Genomic DNA, 25,838 nt, shown 5'->3' on the forward strand with positions numbered 1-25,838 from the left:
CCATGACGAACCAATGGGAGGAGATAAACACTGCGCCCTCGATGTCCGTGCTGTATGCCAAGGCCGCGACACGCCGCAAGATCACTGGTACGGCCCTGCCTGACGTCGGGCTGCGCCAAGTGATCCAGGTCGACCAAAAGAACCTGGCGGCCTATCGCAAGGTGTGCGGTTTCAGCGAAAGCGGGCTATTGCCGCCGACTTATCCGCACGTGCTGACGTTCGCCTTGCAGATGCAATTGCTGACCGCTCGCGACTTTCCGTTCCCCTTGCTGGGCTTGATTCACCTGAGCAACCGCATCCGCGTGCTGCGGCCCATGGGCGGTGTCAGCCAGGTGCGGGCCAGCGTCAACGTCGAGAACCTCCAGCCTCATGCCAAGGGAGCGGTGTTCGATCTGGTGACCCGTATCGAAGATCAGTTGGGACCGTTGTGGGAAGCCGAGAGCCGGATGCTTTGCAAAGGTGTCCAGCTCGACGGTGCGCTGGTAGAGGATCCGCCGTCGTCGGCCCTCGATTTGATAGAGGTGACGCGCTGGACCGCACCCGCGGACATCGGCCGGCAGTACGCCAAGGTGTCCGGCGACTACAACCCGATCCACTTGAGCAGCGCCAGCGCCCGGTTGTTCGGCTTCCCCACCGCCATCGCCCATGGCCTGTGGAACAAGGCACGGACCCTGGCCGCGCTGGATGACCATTTGCCCGAGGCCAACATCGAGATCGAAGTTGCCTTCAAGAAGCCGGTACGCCTGCCCAGCGAGGTGACGTTGCTGGCAAGTGCGGCAGGTTCCAGTGGGCATTTGCGACTGGTGGGCGCTGGAGACCTGGAGCACATGCTGGGAAGTTGGCAGCCGGTTTGATTGTTCCGCATTCAGCGGGGTGGATAGTTGGACAGGATCCGCCCCACCGTCTCGCGCACCTTCGCACTGCGGTCCATCGGGTTGGGTGAATCGCTGAGCAATTGCTCGTCGCTGCCACGCCAGACGAGCTTGCCGTCCTTGCCGTCGAGCAGGTCGATCTGCACGGTGGCGACCTTGTAGCTGAGGTTACGGGTCTCGTTGTACATCGGCCCACCCCAGTAGCCATTCCACGGGCCGCCCCAACCGCCGCCGTAGTTGGTCGTCACCTGTTGCTGGCGATCCTCGACGATCAGGTAGGCCTGGACTTGCACATCGCCGCCAGCACCGCTCGCAGCCAGGCGCAGGCCACGCTGGTCGAGCTGATCGGCGACCGCCTGGCGGATTCTCTGCTCGGTCAGGTCGCTCTTGATGCGCGGGTCGTCCGGGCGATATTGCAGCGCCGGCTCCTTCCAGCTCCAACTGCGGTAGGCCGCGAAATCGCGACTGGTGTCGAAGTCATGGTTGACCTGGTTGGAAGCACAGGCGCCGAGCAACAGGGCAAGGGCAAGCGGGACAAGACGGCGAAACATGGTTTTTCTCCGTTGCGTGAATCAACTGGGAGGATAGGCCGACATGGCCTTTTCCACTGCATCACGAATGGCATCGGTGCGCTCGCTCTGATTGCCCCGCTGGCTGGTCTCGGCGCTGGCGCTCCACACGGGCTGGCCACTGCGAGCGTCGAACAGATCCACCCGAACCACCACGACCTGCTCCTGATAGGTGCGCACCACGGGAACGGTGTTGTACATGCCATACCCCGGCCCATAGCGGTTGTAGCCGCCGTAGTAGCCCGCGTCGTAATCGTCCCGGACCTGGCGCAGCCGAGTCTCCAGGCGCAGGTCGGCGCTGACGAAGAGATCAGCCGGGCGATTATCGTGCAGAGGACGCAGCCCGCGTTGATCCAGGGCAGCGCTCACCGCTTCGGCCACCTGGGCAGAATCCGCCCAGGCAGTGCCCGGGGGCAAGCGCCCATTGAGCCAGGCCCAACTGCGATAACGTCCGTAATCACGGGGCGGCGCCGGATAGGCGCTGCGATCAAACACTTTGGCGGCCTCGGGCGGTGCCGGCGGCAACTGATTGGATGTCGCGACATAAGGGTTGCTGCCCTGGCAAGCAGCCAAGCCGAGGCATACCACCAATAACCCTGAACGACCTTTCATTTCGCTCTCCAATTGCGCTCCGGATCAGAGCGGCCGGCAGACCCAGTGCAGATAGCGTCCCAACCCGGCAAACGCCGGATGACGACGGTGGGCCAGTTCCATTTCCAGCAGTTGCGCCAGTTCCACGCGGCCCTGGAATTCCACTGGCATGTAGTCATGGAAAACCCGTACGCCACTTTGGCTTTCGACCTGCCACAGGCCTTCAAGTTGCGCCGCCAACTCCCGAGGATCAAGCGGCTGTTGCGGGGTCAGGCTCTGTTTCTCGCCAGCCATGGCGTTTTTGCGCAGCTTGCGAAAATGCCCTTTGAGCAAGTTGCGATAGACCAACGCGTCGCGGTTGTAGAACGCCAGCGATAACCAGCCGCCAGGCCCCGTCAATTGATGCAGGACCGGAAGGATCGCGTGGGGCTCGGCCAGCCATTCGAGCACTGCGTGACACAGCACCAGGTCGTAAGGCTCGGTGAGCTGGCCGAGCAGATCCTGCCACGGTGCCTGGATGAACGTTGCGTCCTGCCCTGCCTCGGCAAACCGCTGGCGGGCGCCCTCGAGCATGGGCTCGGCCGGTTCAGCCAGGGTGACCTGGTGACCGCGCTCGGCCAGCCACAGCGACATGTGCCCCAGGCCCGCGCCGATATCCAGGACGCGCAGCGGGCGGTCCGGCAGGGTTTCGATTAGATCGGCCTGGAGCACGGCCAGGCGAATCGCGCCTTTGGCCCCGCCGTAGATTTTTTCCGCAAACCGTGTGGCGAGCTGGTCGAAGTGGCGGTCACTCATGGGCGAACCGCCGTTCGCTGTCGGCCAATTTGCTGCGCACCACGGCGTCCATGTCCAAGCCCAGTTCGCTGCACAGCAGCAACAGGTACAACACGATGTCGCCAACCTCCTGCCCGGCGTGGGCCAATTTATCCGCCGGCAACTGGCGCGACTGGTCCTCGGTCAGCCATTGGAAAATCTCGACCAGTTCGGCCATCTCGACGCTGGCGGCCATGGCAAGGTTCTTCGGGCTGTGGAATTGCCGCCAGTTGTTACGGTCACGGATGGCGTGCAGGCGTTCGGTCAGTTCAACAAGGTTCATCGGGCTCTCCTGAATGCGCATAGCTTCGGGGCGATGAGGAGGGAAGGCAAGCGTCTCGATACGAAGCGGCGAATTGCTCCATAATCGAACGATCACAGCCGCCACCACTCCTACACTCAGGAGCCGATGGCTCGATTCCAACTCTCTCCATCAGGATGCAAACATGCAGGCAGAAAGCTTCTTCGAATGGCTCGGCCAAGCGCTCGGTTCGGTGATCCGTTTCATCGTCGACCTGCTCAGCGGGCTGTTCAACACCCTGGCAAACGCCGGCGGAAATTTTGTCGATGGCCTGTCCCGAACGCTTGGCATGGACACTTCGATCATCAGCATCGTCGCGCTGATCCTCGGGCTGCTGTTGCTGTACTCGGCGATCCGCGCCTTCATGCGGGCGTCGATTGTCATGGGCATCATCTGGCTGGTGCTGGGGTTGTGGTTGCTGAGCTGGATCATTCACTGAAGACCAACAGGGCGACATCAGGAACGAACGCTGCGATAACGCTACAATCGCGCTCCATCCAGGAGCCACCATGTCCAACCTGATCGCCGACTGGCGCGACCGCCTCACCCATCGTCGGGTATGGGCTCTGGCCGCGCCGATGATTCTCTCGAATATATCCGTACCGCTGGTAGCACTGGTCGACAGCACCGTCATCGGCCATCTGCCCCACGCCCATCAACTGGGCGCCGTGGCGGTCGGGGCGAGCTTGTACACGGTGTTGGCCTGGGCAATGGGGTTCCTGCGGATGGGCTCGACCGGGTTCGCCGCCCAGGCAGCTGGGCGGGGCGATGGCGCGGCGCTGCGGCAGGTCTTGCTGCAAGGGCTGCTGCTGGCAACAGGGCTGGCGGTGGTGCTTGGGGCGATCGGGGTTCCGTTGAGTGGCGTGGCGTTGCATTTCATGCAGCCATCGGCCGAGCTCGATCAACTGACCCGGGACTTCTTCCATACTCGATTGTTCGGCCTGCCTGCGGCGCTGGCCAGCTACGCGTTGGTGGGCTGGTTTCTCGGGGCCCAGAATGCGCGGGCGCCGTTGGCGATCCTGTTGGTCACCAACCTGGTGAACATCGCCTTGAACCTGTGGTTCGTGATCGGCCTGGATTGGGGTGTGACCGGATCGGCACGCGCCTCGGTCATCGCCGAGTGGACCGGTGCGCTGGTGGGCCTGGGCCTGGCCCGAAGCACGCTGCGCGCCTGGCCCGGGCGGATCGCCTGGGCGGCCTTGGGCCTGTGGCAGAGCTGGCGACCGCTGCTGGCGGTAAACCGGGATATCTTCATCCGCAGCCTGGTGCTGCAATCGGTGTTTTTCCTGATCACCGTCCAAGGGGCGCGCCTGGGGGACGCGACAGTGGCAGCCAATGCGCTGCTGCTCAACGGCCTGCTGCTCACCGCCCATGCGCTGGATGGCCTGGCCCACGCGGTCGAGGCATTGTGCGGCCACGCTATCGGCGCCCGCGATCGCCTGGCCCTGCGCCGCTCGCTGGTGGTTGCCTGCGGTTGGTCCTTGATCGCTAGCATTGGCTTCGCATGCCTGTTCCTGCTGACGGGGCATCTGTTCATCGACATGCAGACCGACATCGCCGAGGTGCGCGAAACTGCCTACCGCTACCTGCCTTACCTCGCGGCGCTGCCATTGATTGCGGTGTGGAGCTATCTGCTCGATGGCCTGTTCATCGGCGCCACCCGAGCCCGGGAAATGCGCAACGGCATGGTGCTGACACTGTTGCTGGTATTGCCCCTTGCCTGGGTGCTGCAAGGATTGGGCAACCACGGATTGTGGATCACTTTCCTTTCTTTCATGACGCTGCGCTGCCTGACGCTCGGCACCGTCGCCTGGCGTTTGCACCGACACGATGGTTGGCTCGACGCGCGCGCCCGGTGACCGTTCAACCCTGGTTGCCTTGCCATAGCCGTCGCAGATGATCGAGACGCTCACGCTGCGAACCACCCGGCAGCGTCGACGCTGGCTGGGCATCAGGGTATTGCAGGCGCAGCCATAACCATCCGTCGAGAACTGCCTGCTCGCGAAACCCCAGCGCCTGGCCCTGTTGCAGGTAGTCCCAGAGCAACCAATAGTCATGCCCGGTAGAGCGCGACCAGCGCCAGACGTGACGCTCCATCAGGCACTCCTGCAATTTCATCTGCTGCCTGTTGGTGAGGCCATGCTCGTTTTCCAGCGCTGGCACCGGCAGCCTGGGATTGGAGAGTTGTTGCCACCCCTGGCACCCCGTCGTCCGATCGGACCAGGTGCCACCGAACCACCGCAACAGGCTGATCGGCCCCAGCCAACAACTGAGCTCCCGGGGATCGCAGGCATCGAAGAAGTAGCTGGCGGTGTACGGGTTGTAATAACTCAGGAAGGCCTTGTAATGCAGGCCCAGCGTCACCGTCAGCATGCGCCGCAAATGAGCCAGCAAGGACTCGGCTGACGTCGAGCTCACCAACAGCAGGCCAGGCCAGGATCGGGCGTCCAGATGGCACAGGCTGGCCAGCGCTGGTGATTGTCGCAGGTCCACCAGCAATGGTCCGTGCTCCTTCAGCCCAGCAAACTCGGTGCTTTCGAACAGGGCAAAACGTGGCGCCTCGGGGAACTGTTCCCGCAAGCGCTTTGCAGTCTCGGGTGCGCCTGGCACGTCGAGAAGCAACCATTGGGGGGCGGGACCCGGCAAGGTGGCAACGTTCATGGCGCAGCGCCTGCGCCCTGCCCCGTCAGCATGCGACAGGTGCACACCGGCTGGGCACAGGGACTGAAGCGCCCCCCGCCAGGCAAAAGGCATAGCAGGACCAGCGGCTCGCCCCCCTCGATCACGGACAACAAGGGCAAATCGATGCCAGGCGCCCCGGGGATCTGCTCGTCAGCAGGACTCGGGGATTTCGCTGGCACTGTCCGCGCGCTGGGCGCACAACCCAAGAATTCGCTGATCAAGGGACGGTCCGGGTCGCCCTCGATAAAACTCACCAATACTTCGGTGCCCTCGCAAATCTCATCTGCCCCACACGCCAGCAGCTCCGGTGCCAATGGCAGCCAGCAATGGCTGGGGTTGGCACCCTCTCCCTGATAGGCCCAGTCGAATTGCACCGCCACACGTCCGGCCACCCGTGGTTCATCCACCTCCACGACCCAACCGCGTTGCCGGCTCACCATGACAGGCTTGGCCGGGGCCCTGTCCACCACAAACGGTGTGCCCCAGGGAATGGCCTGGAAAAGATTGCCATAGGCGCCCGACTGCTCGCGATGTTCGACCTGAGTCAATAACCAGCGCTGATTCCACTTCTCGCAGCAATGGCCACTCAGCGCCAGGATCTGGCCGGCGCGCAAGTGTCTCAGGTCGCTCCGGCCCTGGGCGACCCATGTCCCGCGAATGTCCGTTTTCACCCCAAAAGCGTGTACTGCGGTGGCCTGTCCTTCAGCGCAATAGGCGGCCTTGATCACCGCCGGAACAAGGCCCGCCGTGTCCGCAAAAACCAGGCATTGCCCGTCCCGGGCGTGATCGAAATGAAAGTGGATATTTGCCTGGGCGCACACTCGCTGGAGGAAATACAGGTCGGATTCGCGGTACTGGGTACACAGATCCAGAGAAGGATAATCGCCACCCAGGTCCAGGCTCACGCTGCGGCCGCTGATGCCATGCCCGGCCAGTACCTGGCGGACGATTTGCGGCACCGAGCAGGCATTGAAGACCCGTTGGCTGAAGCGCTGGGCAAGACATGCCAGCTTCGGCCCGATGCGCACATGGCAGCTCTCGCCATGGTATTGGACGATTTCGTGAAGTTGCCCATGAATACCTTGATCGCCGGTACCGAAACACAACCAGACGTTGCGATACAGCAGTCCTGCCAGGTCCAGGGTCATGTCGCTGACCAACAACTGCACTTCGAAAAAGAAGGGCTCGCTGATGCTTTCATTGCCTGTCAGGGCGACGACAACGAAAGGTTCGGACAGGCCGGCTATCTCCAGACGAAAGGGTAGCTCGCAGGCTGGATCGGACATCGGCGTTTCTCTACAGGAGGGGCGACCGGGCATTCTCGCCGACAGCAGGGATCGAGTAGAGGGCTCAAGGACTATTTAGGAAAGGGACTACATGAAATTAGGACGCTGCCAGTTAAACAGCGTCTAGATGCCAGTAAACACGGCGCACTATTTTCTTCGATAAAAAAACATCGTGGCGAGAAAGCGTGCTCCCTCGCCACGATGAATTGCTCAAGCCTGGAACAGCAGGCCCCTCCAAGGGGCCGCCATCAGGAAGACAGGTAGGACGAACGCGTCAGCCCCAGGCGCAGCGCATCCAGGAACTGAGTGCGCTCGGCCGCCGTGATCCGGGCGCTGGCGCACTTGTCACGGTAGTGAGTCATCAGTTCCTCTGGCGACAGGTGCACGTAGCGCAGCATGTCCTCGATGGTGTCGTGGGTTTCGATACCCGCGTGGTACACACTGCCGTCGGCGTTCTGGTAGATGTTCACCGAGTCGGTATCGCCGAACAGGTTGTGCATGTCCCCCAGGATTTCCTGGTAGGCACCGACCAGGAAAATACCCAGCAGGTAGTCTTCGCCTGGGTTGAGCGAGTGGACCGGCAGGCTGGTCTCGATGCTCTGCTCATCGACGTACTGCTTGATCTTGCCGTCGGAGTCGCAGGTCAGGTCTTGCAGCACCGCACGGCGCAGTGGCTCTTCGTCGAGACGATGCAACGGCAGGATCGGCAGGACCTGGCCGATGGCCCAAGTATCCGGCAGGCTCTGGAACACCGAGAAGTTGCAGATGTATTTGTCGGCCAGCTTGTCGTTGAGCTCGTCCAGCACCTGGCGATGCGAGCGTTGGCGAGCCTTCAGCGAGTTGTGCAGGCGACGGCAGACGGCGAAATAGCACTGCTCGGCCAGGGCTTTTTCCGCCAGGGTCAGCTTGCCGTCTGCGTATTGGGCAGCCACGTCGCTCATGTAGTGGGTAGCGCGCCAGTAAGTCTCGGTGACCATCTCGATGTCGGTCGGACCCAACAGATCCACCAGCCATTGCACGGTTTCCGGCAGGCTTTCCTTGTTTTCGATGACCGGCACGTCATCGTGGTGTTTCTCCACGTCGGTCACTTGCACCACCAGCATGGCGTGGTGGGCGGTCAGCGAGCGGCCACTTTCAGAGAAAATGTGCGGATGCGGCAGGCTCTGGGCATCGCAGAATTCCTTGAGCATGCCCACCACGACACCGGCGTAATCGTCCATGTCGTAGTTGATGGAGCTGGCGTTACGTGAATGCGTACCGTCGTAGTCCACGCCCAGGCCACCGCCGACGTCGATGTGATCCACCGGCAGGCCGAGGTTGCGCAGCTCGCCGTAGTAACGGATCGCTTCCTTGAAGCCATGCTGGTAGTCCGCCAGGTTGGCGATCTGCGAACCCATGTGGAAGTGCAGCAGGCGGATGCCCTGGTCCAGGCCGGCGCCACGGAAGCGCTCGACTACAGACAACAGCTGCGCCGCCGACAAACCGAACTTGGATTTTTCGCCACCGGTGTCGGCCCATTTGCTCGATGCCAGGGACGACAAGCGCACCCGCAGGCCGACCTGTGGCTTGACCTTGAGCGACGCGGCTTCTTCGATCACCAGGCCGACTTCGGACTCTTTCTCGATCACAATGAAAACGTTGTGACCCAGCTTCTGGCCCATCAGCGCCAGGCGGATGAACTCGCGGTCCTTGTAGCCATTGCAAACGATAGTCCCGCCCTTCGGCGCCAGGGCCAGCACCGCCAGCAGCTCGGGCTTGGAACCGGCTTCCAGGCCAATGGACACATTCTGGGTCGCGATGATGTTCTCGATCACCGCTTCCTGCTGGTTCACCTTGATCGGGTAAAGCGCGGTGTATTGGCTCTGGTATTCCAGGCGCGCAATGTTGCTGTCAAACGCACCGGTGAGCTGACGCACCCGGTCTTGCAGGATGTCGGGGAAGCGCACCAGCAAGGGCAGCGAAAGGCCACTCTGGCGCAACTGGTCGACTTGCTCGTACAAATCGATGGGCGAACTGTCGGGGCCGTTCGGACGGACTTCGACGCGACCGGCTTCATTGATCGCGAAATACCCGGCCCCCCAATGGCGAATCCCGTAAACACTGCGGCTGTCCGCAACTGTCCATTGGCTGCCATCGTCTTTGCGTGTGCGTCGTACGGACATCGAAGTCCCCTATAAAGAAGTCAAAATGCACCATCCGGTCGGAGGCTGGCGCAGTCTAGAGAATGGAAATGACGATTTGCCTGTAAGCAAGGTAGACCCTGCCCGCAGCGCTGAGTTTAAAACCCGTTCAGAACAGGCTCTGTGAAAACCATGCGGGCGACTGACGAACCGCGGGTTCGGATCAAGCCGGGGTGGTTTTCACAGAGGCTGCTAGCCGCCGGATTTCTTCGCCTTGAAACCGTGCTTGGTGAGTTCCGCCAGCAGCAGATCGACGTGGTCGCCCTGGATTTCGATGACGCCGTCCTTCAACGCGCCGCCGGTGCCACAGCGTTTTTTCAGCGTCGTCGCCAATTCCTTGAGCGCGTCTTCGGCCAGCGGCACACCCGTGATGGTCGTCACCGTCTTGCCGCCGCGGCCTTTGCTTTCGCGGCGCACGCGGGCGATACCGTCCCCTGCGGGAATGGCAGTCTGCTTGCAGATGCAGGCATCCACCGGCTGGCGGCAATCGGGGCAATGACGACCGGCGTCGGTAGAAAATACCAGGCCGCCCAGGGCGGCGAAGGATGCGGCTTTTTTGGCCACCGGCAATCCTCTTCGGAGGACAAAGACTGGTCGAGGGGCGAAAGTGCCTCGACCGCGAAGCCCCACTCAGGCAGGGGCAGCGCAACTTGGCCGAACGATGTCGGCCAAGCTTGAAAAGTCGCGCAGTGTAACGACAAAAAGGCGACTTGCTAAGGGCCAATCGGCGCCAATTTACAGCTTCTTTGCGACACCGCATTCGCGGGCACGCAAATAGCGCCCAAGGGCCGCCAGGGAGTCTGGACAATAAGGCTTGTGGCGGATTTCATCGAGCACTTGCTCGACTGGCAGGAAACGCGCCTCCAGCACTTCTTCGGGCTGTAGCACCAGCGGGCCGTCCCACACGGCCGAGAACGCCGAGCACCACAGGCGGCTGCCGGTGTCTTCGAAATAGAAATGATCGTGGGCGACCAGTTCCACGCCGCTGACGCCAAGCTCTTCGGCAAGCTCGCGGGCCGCCGATTCGGCGTAGCTCTCGTGCGCCTGCACCATGCCTCCGGCCGCGACGTCCCAATAACCGGGATAGATCGCTTTGCTCAGGGTCCGGCGATGAACGCACAATTCACCAACAGAGTTGAACAGCATGATGTAGGTGCCGCGCCCGATCAGCCCTCGTTCGCGCAGGTCCGAGCGCACCAGGCTGCCGAGCAGGTTGTCCTGTTCATCGACCCAGGCAATGAGCTCTGCATCCGAAGCCGCGCGGTGAGCGGCGTCCCGACCACTTTCGTCCATCGATCAGCCCTGGTTCAGCAACTGCCGCAGGTCGATTACCGCTGCGTTGGCTCGGGAGATGTAGTTGGCCATGACCAGCGAATGGTTCGCCAATACACCGAAGCCGCTGCCGTTGAGGATCATCGGGCTCCAGACCGGCTCTTGCGAGGCTTCCAGCTCGCGAATGATCTGCCGCACGCTGACCGTGGCGTTCTTCTTGGCCAGCACATCGGCAAAGTCAACTTCGATAGCCCTCAGCAGATGAGACAGCGCCCAGGCTTGGCCGCGGGCTTCGTAGAACACGTTGTCGATTTGCAGCCATGGCGTTTCAACCACTTCTTCGTCGACCTGCGGCACTTGGCCCGGCGCCGGAACTTCGGTTTTCAGCGAAGTATTGAGCTTGACCCGGCCAACGCTGGCGGACAGACGCTGGGACAGCGAACCCAGGCGAGTGCCGACGTCACCCAGCCAGTTGTTCAGGTTGTCGGCGCGGGCATAGAACAATGCGCTCTTTTGTGCTGGATCGGAGAGGCGCGCCTGGTAACGGCTCAGAGAGTTGATGCCTTCCTGGTATTCCGACTCACTGGAGGGCAGCACCCAGCTGCGGTTGTCGAAGTTGAAACGCGGTTCGGCCTTGGCAAGGTCGGCATCTTCCGCGGACTGTGACTGCGAACGGGCGAAATCCTTGCGCAGGGCGCGGCTGAGGTCGCGAACCTGCACCAGCACGCCGTATTCCCAGCTCGGCATGTTGTCCATCCACAGGCCCGGCGGGAAGCGGTCGTTGGAAATGTAGCCGCCCTGCTTGGTCAGCAAGGTGCCGGCCACGGTCTTGAGGGTTTCGACGGTGGTGTAGCCAACCACCATTTGCCTGCCGTCCTTTTCGGCCGCCGCCTGGGCGTTCTGCTGCACGGGAAACAGCGCCGGCTCCTGACTCCAGTACCAGCCCACCGCAATGGTGACCAGCAGATACAAACCAATGAGCGTGGCCAGTGCCCGGCTGAAAAACAGCCCGCCCAGGTAGCTGCGGGTGTCCGATTTCGGCTCGGCGGCGCGTTCAGGCGCGCTGCCCGCGCGGTTCTTCCAGTCCAGCATGGCGATGTTCCTTCAATCACTTGAGTTCACGGTTCGACCACAACCTTACATCAACGTGCCTTGGCCGGCATCCGTCGTTGGGCTTATGGGAAAATTAACGCCACCCGACCAACAGAAACCTAAGGGTTTCCCTTAACCCCGCCCGCCATGAATCAGGAGCGAGCCAAATCGTCAGGCAGCCAGATGCCCAATCGAATCATGCTCATCTACACACCGAAGCGATTGGGAAAACAGTCCGTTAGCGCCCTGCAGCCCTTTATTTTCGGCTCTTTAGGCGTATCGGGCAGCCAACCAAAGACCGTACGGTCAGAAACTGAATTGCATCTCTTGGCAGTTTATTGACGTACGACACTCATGTAAGGGAAAAGAGGTGCTAGCATAGAGCCACCAGTCGACCTCAGCATGCCCCTTACTAGTAGTCAGGATATGACCGAGTCAGAAGACCCCAGCCGTGAGCGCCTCAAGCACCACTTTGCCCAGCGGGTAATTCATCAGGCTCGCCAGATCCTCGAGATATGGCAGCGCCTGCAACGCAGCGAGTGGTCGAGTAACGACCTGTCCGAGCTCAGCGAAGCCAATCTGCGCCTGCTGCGCTTTGCCGAGCGTTTCGAACAGCCCGAGCATTGCCAGCTTGCCCAAGGCATCAGCGAGTCGCTGCAGGCGGTGGATGCCAATCGCGGGCGCCTGAGCAGCCAATTGATCACCGACATCAATCGCTTGATGCAGCGCCTGTCCCGCACCGGCTTGCGCCATGGCGACCAACTCGAGCAGACCTTCCTGCCGCCGTTGCGCAAGCCCATCTACGTGATGCTGCAAGACCATGACCGCGCCGAACGGCTGGCCAAGCAATTGGAGTTCTTCGGACTCAGCGCCCATGCATTGAACAGTGTCGCGGCGTTCCGCGCCTCGATGGTCGAGCGCCTGCCCGCGGCGATCGTCATGGATGTGGATTTCAGCGGCCCTGGGGTGGGCCTGACGTTGGCGGCCCAAGCCCAGGAAGGACTCGACCAGGCCATTCCACTGCTCTTCTTCAGCCTGCTTGAAACCGATACGCCCACCCGCCTGGCGGCGGTGCGCGCCGGTGGCCAGGAGTTTCTCACCGGCACGCTCGAAGCCTCGAGCCTGTTGGAAAAGATCGAAGTGCTGACCTGCGTCGCCCAGTACGAACCTTATAAAGTGCTGATCATCGATGATTCCCGCGCCCAGGCCTTGCACACCGAGCGCCTGCTCAACAGCGCCGGCATCGTCACCCGGACATTGATCGAGCCGATCCAAGCCATGGCCGAGCTGGCGGACTTCCAGCCCGACCTGATCATCCTCGACATGTACATGCCCGCCTGCACCGGCACGGAACTGGCCAAGGTGATTCGCCACAACGACCGGTATGTCAGCGTGCCGATCATCTACTTGTCCGCCGAAGACGACCTCGACAAGCAGCTCGACGCCATGAGCGAAGGCGGCGACGATTTCCTGACCAAGCCGATCAAGCCCCGGCACCTGATCACCACCGTGCGCAACCGCGCTGCCCGGGCGCGCAATCTCAAGGCGCGGATGGTGCGCGACAGCCTCACCGGTCTCTACAACCACACCCACATCCTGCAGTTGCTCGAAGACTGCAGTTTCCGCGCCCGCCGCGAAGGCAAGCCCCTGAGCTTCGCCATGCTGGACATCGACCATTTCAAGCGAGTCAATGACAGCCACGGCCACCCCATGGGCGACCGAGTCATCAAGAGCCTGGCGCTGTTTCTCAAGCAGCGCCTGCGCAAGACCGATTTCATCGGGCGCTACGGCGGTGAAGAGTTCGCCATCGTCATGCCGGACACCGACATTGACGCGGCTTGCAAGGTACTGGACGAAATCCGCCAGCGCTTCGCCGAGATCCATTACCCGGCCCAACCCCAGGATTTGTGGTGCACCTTCAGCGCCGGGGTCGTGGAAATGAGCGAAGCGTCCGACAGCCTGATGATGGCCAGCCAGGCAGATGAAGCGCTGTACCGCGCCAAGCATGCAGGACGAAACAGGGTACAGAGCGCCAGGCAATCAAAGCAAAATGCCACCTTTTCATCGGAATCCACCGATTCGGTCATAAACGTGTAACGCAAACGCAATAACTTCAGGCACTTACGATTCTGCCCCCGGTAGACCCTTGATGCGCCTGAAGCTGCTCACCAATCTCAACACCCTTCTTTTAGTTGCCGTGTGCCTTGGCCTTGGCGCGACCCTTTGGTGGTCGCAAATTGCCCTGGAGCGACCTTACCTGCTGATGGAACGCTACTTGGGCCTGTCCCGGCAGTTCCAGGGCGAAGTGGCGCGCAACATCGAGGATTACCTGGCCAGCGGCGACGCCCTGCGCCTCAGCGCGGCCACCCAAGCGCTGGAGAGCCTGCAAAAGGAGCTGGACCAGTTCCCGCCGGACCTGGCCAAGGCCCTGCGCCCCAGCCTGTCGAACCTCGACAGCTTCAGCAAGACTGATCTGCTGGCCGCCGGCAAACTGGCCGGCGATCCCCAGGCGCTGTTGTTGCAGGCAGAGCGGGAGCTGAGCGCCAGTCTCGATCAGATCTCCCAATACGCCAACGGCGCCCCGGCCTACTTGCCTCCGTTGTTTGCCGCTTCGCAGCACCTGGGCCGGTTGTCCCTGGCGCGGGACAAACTGGTCAGCAGCGGCCGCAGCGAACTGGCCGCCGATGTCGAGCGGGAACTGACGAGTATCCGTGCCCAGGCGCAGCAGCTGGATAACTTGCCACTGCTCGGCGTCACCGCCAGCAGCCAATCGGGCAGCGATGATTTTGCCGCGTTGATGGGCCTGGAAACCCAGGAAAAAACCGTCGCCGAAGACGCCGGCATCGCCCTCAAGCGCGAACTCAACAGCTTGCTCGGCCGCTACCCCGCAGAGTTGGCCCGCACCCGGGAACTGATCCAGAAGCGCACCGAGCTGAGCAGCGCCACGCATCTGAAAATTGCGGATGTGCAGAGGGCCGTCGACACATTGGAACCGGCAGTACGCGCCCAGCACGGGCAGATCCAAAGGGAGGTTCGCTTGATCCAGGGCGTGATGATCGGCCTGATCCTGTTGATCGCGCTGCTCATCGACACCTTGCAGCGACGCCTGGCACGCACCTTGACGCATTTGGCGCCAGCCCTGTCGACCTGGGCCGAAGGGGATTTCAGCCGGGATATCCATGTGGGCGCCAGCAACCGCGAATTGCAAGACATCGAGGCCTCGCTCAATCGTCTGCGCGCTTATCTGGTGGACCTGGTGGGCACCATTCGAGTGAATGCCGAACAGGTCGCGGGGAGCAGTCGCGCCCTGGCCGAGTTGAGCGGCGAATTGCACAGCGGCGCCGAGGACCAGGCCGGCGACACCGCACTGATCCGCGACTCGCTCAGCGAACTGGAAGCGACCATCCAGCAGGTGGCCGGCGATGCCAGCCAGGCCGCGCAGGCCAGTCGCAGCGCCGGCAACGCCGTGGAGCATGGCCAACAGGTCATCGGCTTGAGTCTGGCCGGCCTCCATGCGCTGGTGGGCGAAGTGCAAGGCAATGCGCAGATGATCGAGCAACTGGCCGAGGAGTCGGCAACCATTGGCGGCGTGTTGACGGTCATTCGCTCGATTGCCGACCAGACCAACCTGCTGGCCCTCAACGCCGCCATCGAAGCCGCCCGCGCCGGAGAAATGGGCCGGGGCTTTGCGGTGGTAGCCGAGGAAGTCCGCTCCCTGGCCCAACGCACGGCCGGCGCCACCGCCGAAATCCAGACCCTGATCGCCCGCTTGCAACTGGCCGCGCGCCAATCGGTGGACGGCATGCGTGCCCAGGTCGAACATGCCGAAGCCACCGCCAGCCAGGCCCAGGCAGCCGACGGCGCATTGGATGAAATCGTCGGTGCCATCCAGACCATCGCCGACACGGCGGTCCGCATCGCCGACGTCACCGCCCAGCAAAGCGGCGCCGTCAGCGAGATTCGCGATCACAGCGAGCGGATTCATCAGCTGGGCGGCGATAACCTGCTACGCATCGGCCAAGGCCGGGAACAGGGCGATAACCTACTGGTGCTAGGTGGGCGGCTGCATACCGCTGTGCAGGCCTTTCGGGTTTAACACCCAGAAACTCTATTAACTACTGTGGCGAGGGAGCTTGCTCCCGCTCGGCTGCCCGGCAATCGTAGAACCTGCCTACTGTTTTTTCCGATACACGGTATTGAATGGTCTTGGGGCTGCTGCGCAGCCCGATGGGGTTTGTGGCATGGAGCAGGCTACGGAAATTTGTAACGACCCTCTTCATGCTAGGCTCCCGCCCCCTCAAGAAATTGCAAAAGGAGCATGCAATGAGGGTACCTGCGTCGCCACCCGGCGTTTCTGTCGAAGAAAATATGGCAGTGGCATTTCATAAAAAAAACGTTCTGAAAGCTGGATCGGCTTTTATCTACTCGTGGTTTTACACCCAAGTTAGAAATCGCGGACCTTGGGACTACAAGCAACTATCCGCCGAATACGAAGCCTTTGAAAATTTCAACTACGGTGCCACCGGAACCGCAGCAGGCTTCAGCGAAGACGTTCTTTTACGAGCAGCAGGCCTGGCCCAGAGCCGAGCAGGATCAACCGCGGCAGAGTTCGGCACATGGTGGGGGCGAGCCTTTCGGCGACGATCCGGCCGATCAACGATGGATCAAGGAGGGGATAAAATATGCCAAGTTCAGAAGCTACTAAAAAGCCCGCCTATCTCGCTGTCTTATGTGCATTGCTTGCCCTTGCCCTGGCTTGCATCAGTTGGCTGTGTTTCTTCCCTCGGAACATGCCCCAACTGACAGAGGTCGTCTTGCGAAAACCTTTGTCCAACGGAGCATTTATCTATGGCGTAAAGGATGATCGTGGCGGAGCAACGGTCCCTTTCAGTTATCGCTACTACGTCTATCGAACCTTGGCAGCCGACAGCGACATCCTTGCCGAGTTGAAAACCGCGACGCCATTCCTTGTCACTCGGGATGACTCAATAACCGTCGACATCCAGGAATCGACGATTACGGTGTCAGTTGATAAGGAAGTCTATGCCTACCACAGCGACACCCTCTATCGACATGCCGGGGGTGTCGACTACACACCCGTGAAGATCTATTTGCGTTCAAGTCCAACAGATTGAATGAAGGCGCGAGCTTGCTCGATAGCGGTGGGTCAGCTTGGCAGCCGTCACCGCGAGCAAGCTCGCTCCCATAGGGTTCGGCTCCAACCGTATGACCGGATCAGGGGGCCGGGTCACAAATTTCGCGCAAACATCGGTCAACGTGCTGGCTATTGCAGAGAACTGGACAGTCATAAAGGCTTTGCGGCATAGTCTCCGGGTTCTGACACCTGCTCACAGAGAACAAGGAACAGCAGATGGCGACCCTTTTGGTCCTGCACGGACCCAACCTGAACCTGCTTGGCACGCGTGAACCGGGCGTCTACGGCGCCGTGACACTGGCCCAGATCAACCAGGACCTGGAACAGCGGGCCCGCACGGCCGGCCATCATTTGCTCTATCTGCAAAGCAATGCCGAATACGAATTGATCGACCGCATCCATGCCGCGCGAGACGAAGGCGTGGACTTCATTTTGATCAACCCAGCAGCTTTTACACACACAAGCGTCGCATTACGTGACGCGCTGCTGGCAGTGAGCATCCCATTCATCGAAGTGCATTTGTCCAACGTGCACAAACGCGAAGCTTTCCGCCATCACTCCTACTTCTCCGATGTAGCGGTGGGAGTGATCTGCGGCCTTGGCGCCAGCGGTTACCGACTGGCCCTGGAGGCCGCCCTAGAGCAGCTTGAAAAACAGGCAACAGCTTGAACAACAAGCGTTAAACGCCCCTGACCGACCCTTGGGAGTTGATGATTCATGGATATCCGTAAAGTTAAGAAACTGATCGAGTTGCTGGAAGAGTCCGGCATCGACGAGCTCGAGATCAAGGAAGGCGAAGAGTCCGTACGCATCAGCCGCCACAGCAAGACCCCGGCCCAGCAGTTCTATGCACCGGCCCCGATGCAGGCTCCAGCCGCCGCACCTGCTCCGGCAGCAGCTCCGGCCGCCGCCGCAGCGCCAGCCGCTCCTGCGGCACCCGCACTGAACGGCACCGTTGCCCGTTCGCCAATGGTGGGCACGTTCTATCGCAAGTCTTCGCCAACCTCGCCGTCCTTCGTTGAAGTGGGCCAGACCGTGAAGAAAGGCGACACCCTGTGCATCGTCGAAGCCATGAAGATGATGAACCACATCGAAGCTGAAACCAGCGGTGTGATCGAGTCCATCCTCGTCGAAGACGGCCAGCCGGTTGAGTACGACCAACCGCTGTTCACCATCGTTTGAACCGCGGAGAGCCTTTGATGACTGCGAAGTTGGAAAAAGTTCTGATCGCTAACCGCGGTGAGATCGCCCTGCGGATTCTGCGTGCCTGCAAAGAGATGGGCATCAAGACCGTCGCCGTTTACTCCAAGGCCGACAAAGAACTGATGCACCTGGGCCTGGCGGACGAATCCGTCTGCATCGGTCCGGCGTCGGCTGCGCACTCTTACTTGCATATCCCGGCGATCATCGCCGCCGCCGAAGTGACCGGCGCCACTGCCATTCACCCTGGCTACGGTTTCCTGGCGGAAAACGCCGACTTCGCCGAACAGGTCGAGAACTCCGGTTTTGCCTTCATCGGTCCGAAAGCCGAGACCATCCGCCTGATGGGCGACAAGGTTTCGGCCAAGCACGCCATGATCGCTGCCGGCGTGCCTACCGTTCCAGGCTCCGACGGCCCGCTGCCTGAAGACGAAGAAACCGCTTTGCGCATCGGTCGTGAAGTCGGTTATCCGGTGATCATCAAGGCGGCCGGCGGCGGCGGTGGTCGTGGCATGCGCGTGGTGCACAAGGAAGAAGACCTGATTTCCTCGGCGAAACTGACCCGCTCCGAAGCAGGCGCGGCGTTCGGCAACCCGATGGTCTACCTGGAAAAATTCCTGACCAACCCGCGTCACGTCGAAGTCCAGGTATTGTCCGACGGCCAAGGCCAGGCGATTCACCTGGGCGACCGCGATTGCTCGCTGCAGCGTCGTCACCAGAAGGTCCTCGAAGAAGCGCCGGCACCGGGCATCGACGAGCAGGCTCGCCAGGAAGTCCTGGCGCGTTGCGTCAAGGCCTGTATCGACATCGGCTATCGCGGCGCCGGTACCTTCGAGTTCCTCTACGAAAACGGTCGCTTCTACTTCATCGAAATGAACACCCGTGTTCAGGTGGAGCACCCGGTTTCGGAAATGGTCACCGGTATCGACATCGTCAAGGAGATGCTCAGCATCGCCGCCGGCAACAAGCTGTCGTTCACACAGGATGACGTCGTCATCCGCGGTCACTCGCTGGAGTGCCGGATCAACGCCGAAGATCCGAAGACCTTCATGCCAAGCCCTGGTACGGTCAAGCATTTCCATGCACCGGGTGGCAATGGCGTTCGCGTCGATTCGCACCTGTACAGCGGTTATGCGGTTCCGCCGAACTACGACTCGTTGATCGGCAAGCTGATCACCTACGGGGCGACGCGTGACGAAGCCATGGCGCGCATGCGCAATGCGCTGGATGAGATCGTCGTAGACGGGATCAAGACCAACATCCCGCTGCACCGCGACCTCGTCCGTGACGAAGGCTTCTGCAAAGGCGGCGTCAATATCCACTACCTGGAACACAAGCTGGGCAACCAGCACTGATGTTTCAAGTGGATTAAAAAGACCCCGGCCCACTTGGCCGGGGTCTTTTTTTGCCTCGCAATCAGCTCAGCACAACCATGGAGAACTCGTTCAAGGCAAGCTGTGCCGCCGTCGCCGGCCTGCCCTGCAGGGTGCGAACGGCCCCGTTGGCGGTTGCCATCAGCGGCTCGCTGCGCACGCGCTTCATGAATCCACGCGCCCGCACCGATACCGGATCGGTGCCAAGCCTGGCCCTCGCCAGCACGGGCGTGTAGTAGCGCTCGACCAGATCCTGTGAAGTCTTGAACACGGAAGTGACTCCCGTGCGCAAATCGAGTGCAACACCATAGGTGTTGCCGAAGCAGGAAGAGTACGACCAATGATCCCAGGTAGGCTGCAGGCCCTGGCGCCGCATCATCAGCCTGACCGGTTCGCCGATGTCCGTTCCCGTCAACCAGTCGCCCCCCACCAAGGTAGCGCGAATGTTCCTGGCTGCCCCCCCCAGGCGCTGCTTCACCTCGCGAATACTGCGTTCGATCAGTGCGCGGATATTGTGATCGAAATGAATCACCGCCCCCATCCGAGTGGCCGGGTTGTACAACGAAGCGACCACGCATGTCTGCGCGTTAAGCGAGAACAGGTAGTTGTCCGCCGCTGCCTCGCTGAACCTTGCCACTACGGCTTCACCCTGGAGCGCTCCCCTTGTCACATCCGGGGAAACATGCCCTGGGAACGCCTCACGCAAATCCCTCACTCGTCCCAGGTTGCGCACCTCATCGCTCCCCCCTCTCAGGCCAACCGGGTTGTGTACCCACTTGCCCTCCGCCACCCGGCGTATGGGAAGCTTGTAAAACGCACCGGGACGGCGAGCGTCCACCAGGCACAAACCGTCGAAATAAGCATCCTTCCTGACTTGGTAATACTTGCCCGCGTTTTTTATGTAGTAGGTGCTTTGCGGTTGCGTGGCACTGGGAGGACTGCGATAGGTGCCATGGAAAATACTGTCATCGGTCACCAATTGCAGGTCGTCAGGCGTTTTCCTGAGTGCCTGGCTTGGCTTGAAACGCAGGCCCCTGACGGCCGGCCCGCTTTCCTTGACGGCAACCGTGGTCACGTTTCTCAAGCGCTGGGCAGCCAACGACATAGGCCTGACGAGCAGATTCAGCCCCTTGATGGCCCATCCGAGCGACTTGGCGACCATCCATGGCCCCAGCGTGGCGAACAGCGCCCCCCAAGACACGGCCAGCCAGTGGCCGAGTGCTTCCTGCGTATCGCCTTGCCTGTGCGCGTCGATTGCCTGCGTGGAGGTCATGCCGATAAACATGACGTCCAGCAGCAGCGCAAAGGGAGGGTAGACCATGCAGACGGGAGCAGCCGCGAACAGCAGCCCTTTGACGATCTGATGCTTGATCACCTCCGCACGGCTGGTGGTGATGGCTTGCACATCGGTGATCGCACGCTCGATGTACATATCGTATTGCGCGCTGATATCAACGACCCGGTTCAGCTCGCGCACCCCATCCACACGAATGCTTCCGGCCGCCAGAGCGTTCAGCGATGTGCGCACGGCGTCACGCGCGGTCAGCGCGACTCGCTCCAACACGTAGCCATGCAGCTGTGTCACCACGCTTGCGGTGAATTCAACGTATCGGCGAAAGGCGATACCGTCAGGCGCATCAGGCGTATACAACCAGTAAGCACTCCGGGAAGCAAAATAAGCGAAAACGTACACACCCAACACAACATGACCGCCGATGGTGAAATTCATCACGCCTTCGCTCGCCACCAGGTTTGTGGAATGCACACGCTTGCGCCCAGGCACCCAGCGGCTCAGCAGCGTGACTTGCCGTGCAAGCCATTGGTATTCGTCGTCGCTCAACACCGACTGGCCATAGACGATTCGCAAGTCACGATCCATCCGTGTCAGCAGCATGTAGCGAAAGGCATCGCGGCGCCTGGTGTACTCCGGAGCCTGGCTATCCAGGAACTTGCTGCGGATTTCCCTGGCGTACTGGTCGCCCAGGTAGGCCTGTCGAATATAACTTCCCAGATCGGCGCTGCGGACCTGCCCCAGATCCTGCCCAATCGAGGAACGCACCCCTTTGGCAGGGTGGTCGATACCTGAATTATCGTCATACCCATAGATAGCCAAGTCCAGCAGACTGGCGACCTTCATGTCATTTCCCAACCCCGGGCGGTAATCGATAAGGACCGTTGCAGGATCTACCGGCTCTTCCACGCCCCTGCTACGCATATAAGGTGCAATCGCCTGCGTGACAGTACGCTTGGCAAAGTCCATGAAGACTTCGTAGCCCTCAAGCTGCTCGTTGAAAACCTTCTGATGAACCAGGAACTCCTGGTTCAGGCCGCGGATCATTTGCCGACTGGCAAGCGGCAAAGCGCGATACCAGGCAGGCGAATCACTCAACTCCACCTGCAACAGGTTGTTTGCCAGCCCTGCCAGCACGGCGGCCTCCAGACAAGCCCTGAAGCCGCGTACTGGCCCCCTGGGATCCCGGCCAAGATCCCAATGAGTCGGCTTGTGCATCACACCGATAAAATATTCCCGCGCCTTCCCACGATCAGCCGGAGAGAGCTGCTGCAACAGGTATTCGCGACCGACTTCGCTTTCGATCCAAAGCCCCATTTCGGCGCTCACGGCACGAAGCGAAGGCAACTTGATCCACTCCTGGCCATCCGGTTTGCCGGGGGCATACAGCAGCAAGTCGCTGGCGTCACCCGGGCTATGTTCACGGTAGAACAGCAAGAGATCAGCACAGCGCATCGCATTGGGCAGTACGACATCGCAGACTTGCCGGATGCCGTCTTCTTGCGAGGACTGGCGGACCTCCTCGTAGTCGGCGTTGGTGATCTGGCCGGCGCAACGCGCAACAAACGCACCGTGTCGCAATCGCGTGCCGAACCAATCGAGCATGGCCGTTTTCAAGTCCACGCGGTCATAGCGACTTGAAAGCACCGGCCAATATTCGACAGAAACGTCCAGGCCCGACAGCAATCGTGCGACGAATTCGGGCGCAAGCGCCTGGTTGCGCAACATGCCGCCGTTCTCGACCAGGCGCACCGATATGACGTCCGGCCGAACTGGGCCCGCCGCTACCAACTCGGTCAAAGTGTAGGTTTGCAAGGGGCGACCCACTACGGTTTGCCACTGCAACTGCACCCGAACGCTGTCAGGTTCGACGTCCATGTCCAATTCATGCCTGACGTAATCCTTGACCAAGTGCCGGGCAAAGTCTTTCAGCGAGCCCAGGCCATCGAGTAACTCATCAACCCGGGCCTGCGCCTCGGCAACCTGCTCCTGGAGAACTTCCAGCCGCTTACGTTCCGCGTCGCCCAGCCCCCGCAGCCAGTCCGGCAACTGCGAGCGCGCCAATGCGTCCAGCGCCTGGCGCTCTTGCGCCGTAGCCAACTCGGCCAGTTGGCTCATCCGACGCCAGCCATCCTGGAGCGTTTCGATTTTCCCACGCAGCGCCGCGACATCCCGCCCCACCAGTTGCCCGGGCTGCAAAGCGCTTTCGACCGCCGCCAGATGCTTTTCCAGTTTCTGCTGGATAAGTCTTTCAAGCGAAGCGTCGAGCCCGACTGCTTCCCAATGTCGTCGCAGATAATCCTGGTAATGCCGAACGAAACTCGAGGCGGTACCTTCCACCACCTGGGCAACGGCATCCCGACGCTCGGCCGAAAAGCCCTGGTCGGCTCCGCCTGGCCAGCGATAAGGCGCATCCTGCTGCTCGTCATAAGCCATGAGGGCTTGATCTATCGTGCGCTGCAGCACCGCCTCAAGCAGCGCGCCGATAAAATATGAGTCGACATTGCCCTCGCTATAGTACGTGCGCAACTCGACCAGCAAATACTGCTCCAGTATTTCCAGAAGGGTCATCTGGGCCTGCAGTCGCGAGTCGATTGCAGACTGCCAACGCATCAACCTCTCCAGAATCGCCTGGGGCGTGGACGTTGCCGCTGCTTCGCCGTCCTTGTTTCGCTTCGACTCGGTGATGGTGTCCATACACATCTTTCCTCGTGGTGTGGGACCGGCACCTTATCGACGTCGCGACACACCGATGTCATACATATATATATGGAAACACCACGGTCAGACGCGCCTGACTCGCTTATCCACTTTGACGGCGACCTGGCGTACACTGCGCGCCTTTGCAGCCCCACGCTGCTCCCTGTCGATTTTTCAAAGGTGCCCGCCATGCCTTGGCTGCAAGTACGCCTGGCCATCAGCCCGGAACAAGCCGAAACCTACGAAGACGCTTTTCTCGAAGTAGGTGCCGTATCGGTGACTTTCATGGACGCCGAAGACCAGCCGATCTTCGAGCCCGAGCTCAATACCACTCCCCTGTGGTCCCACACCCATTTGCTGGCGCTGTTCGAAGGTGGCACCGAGGCGGCCAGCGTGCTCGCCCATCTGGAGCTGCTGACTGGCAGCCCGTTGCCCGAACATCACAGCGAGGTGATTGAAGATCAGGATTGGGAACGCAGTTGGATGGATAATTTCCAGCCGATGCGTTTCGGCCAGCGCCTGTGGATCGTGCCAAGCTGGCATGCCGCGCCGGAACCGGACGCGGTGAACCTGCTGCTGGACCCGGGCCTGGCCTTCGGCACCGGGACTCACCCCACCACCGCGCTGTGCCTGGAATGGCTGGACGGCCAGGACCTCAAGGGCTGCAATGTGCTCGACTTCGGCTGTGGCTCGGGGATCCTGGCCATTGCTGCCCTGCTGCTGGGCGCCAAGGAAGCGGTCGGCACCGACATCGATGTCCAGGCCCTGGAAGCGTCCCGCGACAACGCCGGGCGCAACAACATTGCCGACGAGCTTTTCCCGTTGTACTTGCCCCAGGATCTGCCGAAGGTACAGGCCGATGTGTTGGTCGCAAACATCCTGGCCGGTCCGCTGGTGTCCTTGGCGCCACAGCTGTCGAGCCTGGTCAAGCCGGGCGGACGCCTGGCGTTGTCGGGCATCCTCGCCGAACAGGGCGAAGAAGTCGCTGCCGCCTACTCCGCGGATTTCGACCTGGACCCAATCGCCAATCGCGATGGCTGGGTGCGCATCAGCGGACGTCGGCGCTAGAATGACCGCCTGTATCGACCGGATTGCCGCATGACCGACAGCTTCGTCACCCAGTGCCCGCATTGTCACACCAGTTTTCGCGTCAGCCATGCTCAATTGAGCGTGGCACGCGGGGTGGTTCGTTGCGGCTCGTGCCTGCAAGTGTTCAATGCCGCGAAGCAATTGCTGGAGCAGCGCGCCTCCAGGGACGTCGCGCCTCCCACGACTTCCCCGATGAAACCGGCGGTCGAAGCACCACGGGCAATCAGCCAGAAACAATGGACCGCCGCCGAGCTGGACCTCGATGACCTGGACAAGGAACTGGCTCGCCTGGAACGGCGCGACAAACGGGCTCCGGACACCTTTGGACGGCGTCGCGAAGACAACCTGAGCGCCCAGCGCGAGCATTCTGCGAGCGAGCAGGAGCCCTGGGCTGACAGCCTGTACAGCGAGTCTCCCACCGAGCGTGCCGAGGCCGTCATCCAATCCTCGCTGGAACCGTTCGAGCCCCACGAACCTGCCCGACCACCGCGGACCGAGCCATCCTTGTCCCTCGCCCTCGAGCCGCTGGAACCGGAGGATGAGTCCGTCGCCCCGCTGAGCCTCGCGCCGGATGACGAACCCCACGAACACCTTGAGCGCCTGTCCGCCACAGACGACCTGGACGATGAACCGGAGCCGCTGGCGGCGTCGCGCAAGAAACGCGAGCGCCATGAGCCCGGCATACGCGCCGAAGTACTCCAGGACCTTGACGACGACCCATTGCAACTGGACTGGCGCAAACGCCGCTCGCCCTGGGGGCGGCGCTTGCTCTGGAGCCTGTTGGTATTGCTCGGCGCCGCCGCCCTGGCCGGCCAGTACATCGCCTATCATTTCGAGGAACTGGCCCGCCAGGACCAGTATCGCCCGTGGTTCCTGCAGATCTGCCCCGTCATTGGCTGCGACGTCCCCTCCAAGGTCGACATCGCCAAGATCAAGAGCAGCAACCTGGTAGTGCGCAGCCATCCGGAATTCAGCGGCGCCCTGGTGGTGGACGCGATCATCTACAACCGTGCGCCCTTCTCCCAGCCTTTTCCGCTGCTGGAGCTGCGTTTTGCCGACCTCAACGGGCACCTGATCGCCAGCCGTCGCTTCAAGCCCGGGGAATACCTGGGCGGCGATCTCGAGGGCCGCGGCGAAATGCCGCCGCAGACGCCCATCCACATCGCGCTGGATATCCTGGACCCAGGTTCCAAGGCGGTAAACTACAGCCTGAGCTTCCATTCCCCCGAATGAACCCGGCCAGGGTCGGCCGATTGACGGCAGCTTTCTGACTGACCACACCCAGACCAAACCGCTGGCGATAACAAAATAGCTGTTCAGATTTTATCCAATTCGATCTTTATCCAGTCATCGAGAGCGGGTATCATGCCAA

General features: G+C 61.4%; 23 protein-coding genes. 12 read left to right on the forward strand and 11 right to left on the reverse strand.

Annotation, left to right across the window (positions count from 1 at the left end):
• The first annotated feature begins 2 nt into the window (after window positions 1-2).
• A complete protein-coding gene (locus JZ00_RS22975) occupies window positions 3-854 on the forward strand; it encodes a MaoC family dehydratase (protein WP_039593542.1) in 852 nt (283 codons plus the stop codon).
• A gap of 11 nt (window positions 855-865) precedes the next feature.
• Here the strand turns inward: JZ00_RS22975 and JZ00_RS22980 are convergent, their stop codons facing one another.
• Genes JZ00_RS22980 through JZ00_RS22995 form a run of 4 tightly spaced genes read right to left on the reverse strand, consistent with a single transcriptional unit; the run spans window position 866 to window position 3,128 of the window.
• Window positions 866-1,423, reverse strand: coding sequence for a DUF4136 domain-containing protein (locus JZ00_RS22980; protein ID WP_039593541.1), 558 nt, complete (start codon window positions 1,421-1,423; stop codon window positions 866-868).
• 21 nt (window positions 1,424-1,444) lie between these two features.
• Window positions 1,445-2,053, reverse strand: coding sequence for a DUF4136 domain-containing protein (locus tag JZ00_RS22985; RefSeq protein ID WP_039593540.1), 609 nt, complete (start codon window positions 2,051-2,053; stop codon window positions 1,445-1,447).
• A gap of 24 nt (window positions 2,054-2,077) precedes the next feature.
• Window positions 2,078-2,827 (reverse strand): methyltransferase, encoded by a 750-nt coding sequence (locus tag JZ00_RS22990; protein WP_039593539.1) that lies wholly within the window; start codon window positions 2,825-2,827, stop codon window positions 2,078-2,080.
• On the reverse strand, window positions 2,820-3,128 hold the full coding sequence (locus JZ00_RS22995) for a MazG-like family protein (protein ID WP_039593538.1): 309 nt from the start codon (window positions 3,126-3,128) through the stop codon (window positions 2,820-2,822). The genes JZ00_RS22990 and JZ00_RS22995 overlap by 8 nt, the downstream gene beginning before the upstream one ends.
• Before the next feature lie 163 nt (window positions 3,129-3,291).
• On the opposite strand from JZ00_RS22995, the gene JZ00_RS23000 reads away from it, so the two are divergent.
• Window positions 3,292-3,585 (forward strand): hypothetical protein, encoded by a 294-nt coding sequence (locus tag JZ00_RS23000; protein ID WP_039593537.1) that lies wholly within the window; start codon window positions 3,292-3,294, stop codon window positions 3,583-3,585.
• A gap of 70 nt (window positions 3,586-3,655) precedes the next feature.
• Window positions 3,656-5,005: an MATE family efflux transporter gene (locus JZ00_RS23005; RefSeq protein WP_039593536.1), complete on the forward strand. Its 1,350-nt coding sequence runs from the start codon at window positions 3,656-3,658 to the stop codon at window positions 5,003-5,005.
• 4 nt (window positions 5,006-5,009) lie between these two features.
• On the opposite strand, the gene JZ00_RS23010 is transcribed toward JZ00_RS23005, so the two are convergent.
• From JZ00_RS23010 to JZ00_RS23035, 6 genes are all read right to left on the reverse strand, one after another.
• Window positions 5,010-5,807 (reverse strand): DUF4123 domain-containing protein, encoded by a 798-nt coding sequence (locus JZ00_RS23010; protein ID WP_039593535.1) that lies wholly within the window; start codon window positions 5,805-5,807, stop codon window positions 5,010-5,012.
• Complete coding sequence (locus JZ00_RS23015; RefSeq protein WP_039593534.1) at window positions 5,804-7,114, reverse strand: type VI secretion system Vgr family protein; 1,311 nt, start codon at window positions 7,112-7,114, stop codon at window positions 5,804-5,806. Before JZ00_RS23015 ends, JZ00_RS23010 begins: the two co-directional genes overlap by 4 nt.
• Window positions 7,115-7,362: 248 nt before the next feature.
• Window positions 7,363-9,276, reverse strand: coding sequence for an arginine decarboxylase (speA, locus tag JZ00_RS23020; protein WP_039593533.1), 1,914 nt, complete (start codon window positions 9,274-9,276; stop codon window positions 7,363-7,365).
• Between the two features lie 210 nt (window positions 9,277-9,486).
• On the reverse strand, window positions 9,487-9,858 hold the full coding sequence (locus JZ00_RS23025; protein ID WP_039593532.1) for a translation initiation factor Sui1: 372 nt from the start codon (window positions 9,856-9,858) through the stop codon (window positions 9,487-9,489).
• 171 nt (window positions 9,859-10,029) lie between these two features.
• Window positions 10,030-10,587 (reverse strand): NUDIX hydrolase, encoded by a 558-nt coding sequence (locus tag JZ00_RS23030; RefSeq protein WP_039593531.1) that lies wholly within the window; start codon window positions 10,585-10,587, stop codon window positions 10,030-10,032.
• A gap of 3 nt (window positions 10,588-10,590) precedes the next feature.
• The gene (locus tag JZ00_RS23035) at window positions 10,591-11,658 is read right to left on the reverse strand and encodes a DUF2333 family protein (protein WP_039593530.1); all 1,068 of its coding nucleotides are present in this window, start codon (window positions 11,656-11,658) and stop codon (window positions 10,591-10,593) included.
• 426 nt (window positions 11,659-12,084) lie between these two features.
• Between JZ00_RS23035 and JZ00_RS23040 the strand changes: the two genes are divergently transcribed.
• The 7 genes from JZ00_RS23040 to accC all read left to right on the forward strand — a co-directional run bounded on the left by JZ00_RS23040 (window position 12,085) and on the right by accC (window position 19,368).
• Window positions 12,085-13,755 carry a GGDEF domain-containing response regulator gene (locus JZ00_RS23040; RefSeq protein WP_039593529.1) on the forward strand — a complete coding sequence of 557 codons (1,671 nt, stop codon included), beginning with the start codon at window positions 12,085-12,087 and terminating at the stop codon, window positions 13,753-13,755.
• A 52-nt stretch (window positions 13,756-13,807) separates the two neighbouring features.
• A complete protein-coding gene (locus JZ00_RS23045) occupies window positions 13,808-15,754 on the forward strand; it encodes a methyl-accepting chemotaxis protein (RefSeq protein ID WP_039593528.1) in 1,947 nt (648 codons plus the stop codon).
• Between the two features lie 272 nt (window positions 15,755-16,026).
• On the forward strand, window positions 16,027-16,461 hold the full coding sequence (locus JZ00_RS30510) for a polymorphic toxin type 44 domain-containing protein (RefSeq protein ID WP_235433112.1): 435 nt from the start codon (window positions 16,027-16,029) through the stop codon (window positions 16,459-16,461).
• Window positions 16,395-16,793, forward strand: coding sequence for a hypothetical protein (locus JZ00_RS23050; protein WP_235433109.1), 399 nt, complete (start codon window positions 16,395-16,397; stop codon window positions 16,791-16,793). Before JZ00_RS30510 ends, JZ00_RS23050 begins: the two co-directional genes overlap by 67 nt.
• Before the next feature lie 236 nt (window positions 16,794-17,029).
• Window positions 17,030-17,482, forward strand: coding sequence for a type II 3-dehydroquinate dehydratase (aroQ, locus tag JZ00_RS23055; RefSeq protein ID WP_039593526.1), 453 nt, complete (start codon window positions 17,030-17,032; stop codon window positions 17,480-17,482).
• A gap of 48 nt (window positions 17,483-17,530) precedes the next feature.
• On the forward strand, window positions 17,531-17,995 hold the full coding sequence (accB, locus tag JZ00_RS23060; protein ID WP_039593525.1) for an acetyl-CoA carboxylase biotin carboxyl carrier protein: 465 nt from the start codon (window positions 17,531-17,533) through the stop codon (window positions 17,993-17,995).
• A gap of 17 nt (window positions 17,996-18,012) precedes the next feature.
• Entirely contained in the window at window positions 18,013-19,368 is a 1,356-nt protein-coding gene (accC, locus tag JZ00_RS23065; protein ID WP_039593524.1) for an acetyl-CoA carboxylase biotin carboxylase subunit, read from the forward strand.
• A 61-nt stretch (window positions 19,369-19,429) separates the two neighbouring features.
• Here the strand turns inward: accC and JZ00_RS23070 are convergent, their stop codons facing one another.
• Window positions 19,430-23,374: a DUF6543 domain-containing protein gene (locus tag JZ00_RS23070; protein WP_039593523.1), complete on the reverse strand. Its 3,945-nt coding sequence runs from the start codon at window positions 23,372-23,374 to the stop codon at window positions 19,430-19,432.
• Window positions 23,375-23,566: 192 nt separating this feature from the next.
• Here JZ00_RS23070 and prmA point away from each other — a divergent pair, with 192 nt between their 5' ends.
• Together prmA and JZ00_RS23080 are read left to right on the forward strand one after the other, a co-directional pair.
• Window positions 23,567-24,445 (forward strand): 50S ribosomal protein L11 methyltransferase, encoded by an 879-nt coding sequence (gene prmA / locus JZ00_RS23075; protein ID WP_039593522.1) that lies wholly within the window; start codon window positions 23,567-23,569, stop codon window positions 24,443-24,445.
• A gap of 30 nt (window positions 24,446-24,475) precedes the next feature.
• Complete coding sequence (locus JZ00_RS23080; RefSeq protein WP_039593521.1) at window positions 24,476-25,699, forward strand: DUF3426 domain-containing protein; 1,224 nt, start codon at window positions 24,476-24,478, stop codon at window positions 25,697-25,699.
• Window positions 25,700-25,838 lie beyond the last annotated feature (139 nt).

The organism is Pseudomonas frederiksbergensis (genome assembly GCF_000802155.2).
Lineage (GTDB): Bacteria > Pseudomonadota > Gammaproteobacteria > Pseudomonadales > Pseudomonadaceae > Aquipseudomonas > Aquipseudomonas frederiksbergensis_A.